Genomic DNA, 5,409 nt, shown 5'->3' on the forward strand with positions numbered 1-5,409 from the left:
AGGGCAAATCATCAAAGAGACTATTCAACGAGCACAGGAGGGCTTGAAACATGGACTACAAGGACAATTATTTGAAGAGGATGTGGGATAAAAATAGAAATAGATAAAATAATCAAACTGCCTTTTACATTATATCTAGGATACTAAGGAGAAAATTTATTTATGGTAAACAAAGGAAAATGGTCAAGTGATGAAATAGAGTACGTTAGAATGTTTGCAGAAAACCCTGATCTAGATACCTGTATTACAGTTGCTCAATATTTAGATAGAACACCTGGTGCAGTTAGGATGCAAGTCCATAAACTAAGGCAAGAAGGAGTTCATACCAAATTACTTGATAAATGGACGGAGTGGGAAATTAACGCCTTAAAAAATATGAATGGAAAAGTAACAGTTAAAGAACAGGCTGAATTATTAGGGCGTTCTTATGGCTCTGTTGCTTCTAAAAGGGTAGTTCTAGGTTTGAGTAATTCTTATAAAGGGACGCCTGTAGGCAAGGGAAAAGAAATCAGGTTTTTAGCCAAACAGGGGTTATTCAGGAAAGAAATTGCAGAGAAATTGGAACTCAACTATTCGTCTCTCTGTAAATATATAAAACGCGAAGGGATTTGTTGCGTAGATGATGAAGAAGGCCGTTTAAGGGGCTTTAAACAAGCAATGGCGAACCATAATCAAGTAATGTCTTGGGCATTTCACAAGGAGAAAAAATATGAATAGATGGATCATTTTTAATTTTTATGATGGTGATTTTATTCGTCAAAATGGTGTGGTTATAAGTTTTGAAACAAAGGGGTTAGCACGACAATTTTTAGAGCGTTACCGAAAGCCCAAACCACTTCAAAAAACAAAAGAGTTCACGGTCAATTATAGCTGCTATGAAGCACCGTTTAGATTTGTAAGAGAAGGGGATCATAATGCAGTATAAAATTATTCGTGGCTACTATCTAACGGGTGTAGGACAAGAAGAGTTTGCCTATTATTTCAAATTATCAGAAGACCAACCAGAATTTAAAACGGTTCAAACGGGAGATGTTGCAGTTAGTTTTTACCAGACCAATGAGGCTCTTAGTTATCTTCCTGCTTTAGTACGAGTTGATGGGATTATCTCTACTGAAAAGCAGGTTAAAGCATATTTAGAGGCAGAACGAAAAGATGGTTTTCCCATGTTACCAATTGTTGAAATCTACCAACATTTTGATCCGTTATTATTTAAAAATGTGATGGAAAACTGTCAAAAAATGCACGAAGAAATCAAAATTTTGGCAAGACAAGCACGTCAAAAAGGAGGCAATCAATGACATTTATTTTTAGAATTTGGGAAGCCCTTTTACATGGTTTTGTGGTAGCTATTTTACTCATGTTGGCCTTCTATCCAGTTTGCTTTTTAGAGATAACACTGGCCTCAAAAACAGATAGAAAAATGACATTACCTGCCTCAATTGCCCTGGTTTGTTTTTGCTTAGTTGTTATTCCAAAACGTATCAGAATTATCTCTATGGAGGAGCGAAGACAGATCAAAAAGAAGGATAGAAGTTAGTGTGTTCAGGTGTGTTATTTTTAAATATTGTGAGTGTGTGGTAGTGTGTTTTAGAAAATAGGTGGTAAAAATGAGTGTGTGTTTTATGTAGGCGTAGCCGAGAAAAATGGGGACAGCGGAAACGTTGATACTATCAACTCCAAACGGTACGTTGGGACAGTTTCCCTTATGCTCTTTTCTGGAGCTTAGGGGAGTAATGAGGTGGTCAAATTGCCTAGTCAAAAAACTGGTCAAATTGCCCCCTATTTTGTCCCCCTCAAAATGAAAGGGAAAGTGAGGTGCTTTATGGACGACTGGAAAACCATGTTAGAGGTTGCCAAAGAGTTGGATATTACAAAAAGTTTAGTCAGGTATCATCGTCCAAAACTGGCAGATGATGAGGTTAAAATCCAGGATGGTGTGACCTATATTTCGCCGCAAGGGATTGTCAAAATCAAAACCTTTTTACGGACACCAGATTATAGTGATGACTTTGAAACGATTGTCAAACATCAGCTCAATCTCATTCAAGAATTGCTGATTACTTCCAGAAATTCACCTGAAAAAAATACCAGGGAAGCGATTGAAGGGTTTCGAGAATTTCTAATCCGTGCGCCAGATAGTTTAGAGATTTTGCATGAGTTAGAAGCAAAGTCAACAGGGACAAAAGAAAATGAGTTTTACTTTTTGCTTGCGGATTATGTCGAGCAAAAAAGACGAACCCTTGATAATCCTTTTGGGTAAATTAGATAAAGGAGAAATAATGGCAGTAGACAAACGAACCGAATTAAAAATTAGAGGACTAACACCTCTTGAAATTGATTATCTGAAGGCCGAGGCTAAAAGGATAAAAGCAAAATCCCTCAATGATTTTTTAGTACAGGTCTTGCGTGAAAAAATTGAAAAAGGAAAATTTAATCGGGTCGAAGCCAACTACTTGGCTCACCTGGAAAATATGAAATTGACATCTGATCATGTTCTGTTGTTAACCCAAAAACAGACAGACTTATTGGCTGACAACGAAGCCAAAATGGCACGCTATGCGGACCACATTTCACGCTGGCTGGAATACGAAGGGGAGGTAGAAAGCAGTGGCTAAAAATTATCTTATTCGAGGTGTTCCAGAAAACATCTATGTTCAATTACAGATGATGGCAAAAGAACAAGGCTATCGGTCTCTTAATGCGTTTATGTTGGTACAGCTAGAGAGCATTGTAAAAGCTGGGGGACTAGATTTATACGAAAATCGCTTTGCGGAGACCTTGACAGATATAAAAGAACAACAGGCTCAGATTTTAGAACTCCTGCTCAAAAATGAAATCAAACTACAGTATGCCAAAATCAAGCAAGATAGGGTTGAGGAACTGACCACAATGTGGCTCAATCGCTTTATGGAGAAGTGATTTTCGGCTGAAAATTTGGTATAATAGAAAAAGTAAGTGGGGGGGATATCAATGACAGAAACACAAGAGCTTGTTGCTGAAATCGAAGAGCTAACAGCTAAGCGAAATCGATTGTTAGCTCAGATAAAAGAAGCTGAACAATGGGAATCAGTTGCCTGGGATAGTTATCATGCTCTCGCAGACTATATCAATGCCACGGAGAAAAAGCGAAAGATTGCTCAAAATTATTGGGACAGTTCCCAACGTGAGATAACTTATCAATTTGGTTTTGTGGCAGACCAGGCCAATAAAGTGAAAAAAGTCTTATCGAAAAAACGTTTTGACCTTTTGGAGACTGAGATTGATACACTCATGAAAGAGATTCGTGAGTTGGCAGATGTTCTTGGCATAGATTTTGACGAACTCCCGCTACACTTGCCTTTCTTTGCTCTACCAGCAGAAACAATTGAGAAATAAGGAGATTATCCATGGTAAAAAGAAAAATGATATTGGTTTTAGGGCTTCTAGGCCTCTGTATGGCTGTTTTAACCGCCTGTTCAAGTCAACCGTCCAAGAATGCGGACGGAACGCCTAGCACGCTTAAAAGCCGTTATTTGGGCTACTATCGTTCTGATACAGATAATGCCTATTATTTCCAAGAAAATACCAACGAATTTAATTTTAATGTTCAAAAGAGTAGGATTTCTGATGGTTCTGGAGATGATTTTTATACCAAGAAATATATTGTCGTAGATGAAGAGGATCTAAACTCCGAACTCCAGGGGGAAGCACAAAAATATAAAGATCAGATTTCTGATAAGGATATTGTATTTTATCTTGTGCTAGAAGATAACGATGTTAATATGGATGGTAAAGTAACAAAATCTGAACAGCAGGCTGTTTATCAGAGTATTTTAAGTAACGATGGAGAAAACATCAAAATTATTGCTCTAGGGTCTATCTATGGCTATGGGGATGACTTTGTCTTCACTGGTACAGCTAAAGAATAATCATTTTCAAGGAGCTTAAACAGTCTCCTTTTTGTTTTTCTCAGTGATTTTTCCCTTACTGCAAGAATTATCATTATCCCTTATGGTAGAAATAAAAACACTATAAGGAGAAGATAATGACATACGATAGCTTTTCAGACCTAATGTCGAATTTTAAGGATTTACATAGAGAAATTCCAGCGACAGACCCAAGGTCTGCACCACTAGTCGAGTTCTACAAGTATTGGAGTAACTACCTAGAGCCTACACCAGCCTATATGGCTTTCCTGAATAGTTTGTGGGGTACACTAGCTAAAGGCTTATACTTTATCACAGCTAGCTTAGAACATGTTTTTAATAACCTCTTTAAGCTTTTTGGTCTCTTTGGATACCTGGGAAATCAAGAGACAATTATCGGGCAGTTCTTCTATTGGTTTCAGCTGATAGGAACAACCTTATTCACGTTGATTTTGGTGACTAGTTCGATTACAGGAGTATTTACTAAGCCTGTCAAATACAAGGGAGCCATCACCAATTTCTTGTTAGTGACCTTTGTTTCTTCGGTTATGCCCATGGCACTGACAGCTGTTTCAACTACAATCGCCCAAGATGCCCAAAATATCCAAACGGTAAAAAGTACAACTGAAGAGGATTCTTCTTACTTTTCTTCTTTGGCCCTCCAGCCTATGAAAAATAATGTGGTGGACCTTAAAGTCCTGATTGACAATGACTTTTCAACAGAACTCTTTCATTTAGATGATCACGGATTTATTAAGCCACCCAAAGAAGGTTCAACCCCTGTCAATAACATCACGGATAGTCCAGACAAGCGAGATACCTCTGATTTTGCCTCCAGAATTGATTTTAGCGCTACCTTTGGAGCGACAGATTCAGAGCTCCTTGATACCTTGGAGAAGAAACAAAAAGGAATGAAGGGATTATTCTTACACCAACTCAATGCTACACAAGACGGTATTCTAACCATCAATGAACATAAATTCATCGGACAATTAAACGCCTTTGAACCAGTCTATAAACGCTACAAGGTAAATTGGATAGGCATGTTTGCCCAGTATGCCATTCTGATTGTCTTGTTGATTAGCATGGCTATTAAACTTGTTAAATCGATCTTTGATATTGTTATACAGGCTCTTATTTCGCCTCTCGTAGGGTATACCTCTCTTTCGTCATCTAAGAAATATAAAGAGCTTTTACGGACAGCAGGAGGGGCTTTAGCAGGTATCTTCTTCGAGGTTGCTACTATGCGTGTTACGATGGAAATCTTACGTGATTTACCAACCCTATCTGTCTCAGCTGTGACGAAGTTTTCAGGAGGTTACTTTGATGGACTGAATATGTGGGAACAATGTCTTGCTGCTTGTGTCGTTTATATCGGGGTATTCCTTGCGGCCATGCAAGGGGTGACCATGATTGAACGCTGGCTTGGGGTTTCTACAGGTCACAGTGATACCGCTCAACAACTCATTGGGGCTATGATGGCTGGTCAAGCCTTTGCGACTGG

Annotated in this window: 10 protein-coding genes; all 10 read left to right on the forward strand. The window is 38.5% G+C overall.

What is annotated here, in order from left to right; translation table 11 throughout:
- The first annotated feature begins 162 nt into the window (after positions 1-162).
- On the forward strand, positions 163-717 hold the full coding sequence (locus A3I9_RS0106310; RefSeq protein ID WP_018378199.1) for a hypothetical protein: 555 nt from the start codon (positions 163-165) through the stop codon (positions 715-717).
- A complete protein-coding gene (locus A3I9_RS0106315; RefSeq protein ID WP_018378200.1) occupies positions 710-925 on the forward strand; it encodes a hypothetical protein in 216 nt (71 codons plus the stop codon). The genes A3I9_RS0106310 and A3I9_RS0106315 overlap by 8 nt, the downstream gene beginning before the upstream one ends.
- Complete coding sequence (locus A3I9_RS0106320; RefSeq protein ID WP_018378201.1) at positions 915-1,298, forward strand: hypothetical protein; 384 nt, start codon at positions 915-917, stop codon at positions 1,296-1,298. Before A3I9_RS0106315 ends, A3I9_RS0106320 begins: the two co-directional genes overlap by 11 nt.
- Entirely contained in the window at positions 1,295-1,537 is a 243-nt protein-coding gene (locus A3I9_RS0106325; protein ID WP_018378202.1) for a hypothetical protein, read from the forward strand. The genes A3I9_RS0106320 and A3I9_RS0106325 overlap by 4 nt, the downstream gene beginning before the upstream one ends.
- A 285-nt stretch (positions 1,538-1,822) precedes the next feature.
- Positions 1,823-2,260: a hypothetical protein gene (locus A3I9_RS0106330; protein ID WP_026217365.1), complete on the forward strand. Its 438-nt coding sequence runs from the start codon at positions 1,823-1,825 to the stop codon at positions 2,258-2,260.
- A gap of 19 nt (positions 2,261-2,279) precedes the next feature.
- On the forward strand, positions 2,280-2,615 hold the full coding sequence (locus A3I9_RS0106335) for a hypothetical protein (RefSeq protein WP_018378204.1): 336 nt from the start codon (positions 2,280-2,282) through the stop codon (positions 2,613-2,615).
- Positions 2,608-2,919, forward strand: a complete 312-nt coding sequence (locus A3I9_RS0106340) for a hypothetical protein (protein WP_018378205.1) — start codon at positions 2,608-2,610, stop codon at positions 2,917-2,919. The genes A3I9_RS0106335 and A3I9_RS0106340 overlap by 8 nt, the downstream gene beginning before the upstream one ends.
- A 51-nt stretch (positions 2,920-2,970) precedes the next feature.
- Complete coding sequence (locus tag A3I9_RS0106345; RefSeq protein ID WP_018378206.1) at positions 2,971-3,375, forward strand: hypothetical protein; 405 nt, start codon at positions 2,971-2,973, stop codon at positions 3,373-3,375.
- Positions 3,376-3,386: 11 nt separating this feature from the next.
- Positions 3,387-3,908 carry a hypothetical protein gene (locus tag A3I9_RS0106350; protein ID WP_018378207.1) on the forward strand — a complete coding sequence of 174 codons (522 nt, stop codon included), beginning with the start codon at positions 3,387-3,389 and terminating at the stop codon, positions 3,906-3,908.
- Positions 3,909-4,024: 116 nt separating this feature from the next.
- On the forward strand, positions 4,025-5,409 hold a 1,385-nt coding region (locus tag A3I9_RS0106355; RefSeq protein WP_018378208.1), incomplete at its 3' end, for a pLS20_p028 family conjugation system transmembrane protein.

Origin of the sequence: Streptococcus ovis DSM 16829, from assembly GCF_000380125.1 — a bacterium.
Lineage (GTDB): Bacteria > Bacillota > Bacilli > Lactobacillales > Streptococcaceae > Streptococcus > Streptococcus ovis.